The organism is Gordonia aquimaris (assembly GCF_026262595.1).
GTDB classification, from domain to species: Bacteria; Actinomycetota; Actinomycetes; order Mycobacteriales; family Mycobacteriaceae; genus Gordonia; species Gordonia tangerina.
Map to the genome: position 1 here is coordinate 1 of NZ_JAPKFM010000080.1, position 890 is coordinate 890.

Here is an 890-nt window from a genome sequence, read left to right on the forward strand (position 1 = left end):
AGCCTGAATCCGTGGATGGGTTGTCGGGCGGGTGGGGTTGTGGTGTATGAATGCCTGGTTGTGTTGTGGGCGTGAGGCATTCACTGACCTGCGTCAGCTTTTTCACTAGGGTTCCTGGTCGTGGGCGGTCGGGTGGGGGTGGAGGGTCAGGTGGTGTTCACTGCGGCCCACAGTACGGTGAAGGCGTGTTGGGTGGGCCAGTGGCGGGGTAGGTGCAAGACTGGTGTTCGTGCTGGTCGCGCTAGTCGGGCGGGTATCGCGATCAGGGTGCGGCGCAGGGTTGCTCCACGCGCGGTGCGGAGCCTGGGAACGTTGGTGAGTGCGGCGAGGGTGCGCATCAGGTTGTGGCTGATCGCGGTCAGCGCGAGCCAGGCGGCGTTAGCGCCGAACACTCCGGAGGGCAGGTGTGCCAGGGGGCCGTCGATGAGGTCGGCGAACACGGTTTCGATGATGGCGTGGCGGCGGTGGGTGATGTCGGCGGTGACGGTGTCGTCGGTGGTGTTGGTGAAAAACGAGTGGTACCGCCAGGCGGGCATCAGGGTGTCGGTGTCGGCGGGGTGGTGGGCTGTGACCCGGCGCACGATGAGTCGGGCAGTGACTGGGTGGGTGGAATTCGGTTGCACGGTGTAGGTGGTTTCGGCGACTTCGGCATCGGAGATCAGTTCGCCGGTGTCGGGGTCGGTGACCGCCCCGGGGTAGTGCACCGGGGTCCAGGCGTCGTCTCCGATCGCGGTGATGGCGCGGGTGATCGCGGTATTGGTGCGCAGGACCAGCGAAAATGTTGCTCCGAGGCGTTGGCAGGTCCGCATCACCGCGGCGGTGCCATACGCGCAGTCGCCGCGCACGGTGATCTCCCCGCTCGCTCCACACCGGCGTGCGGTGGTCAGGGT

General features: G+C 66.5%; 1 protein-coding gene. It reads right to left on the reverse strand.

Going from position 1 to position 890, the window contains the following annotated elements; genetic code table 11:
• Positions 1–146 precede the first annotated feature (146 nt).
• Positions 147–890, reverse strand: a 744-nt coding sequence (locus OSB52_RS24660) for a transposase (protein WP_266063968.1), incomplete at its 5' end; no start/stop codon positions are given.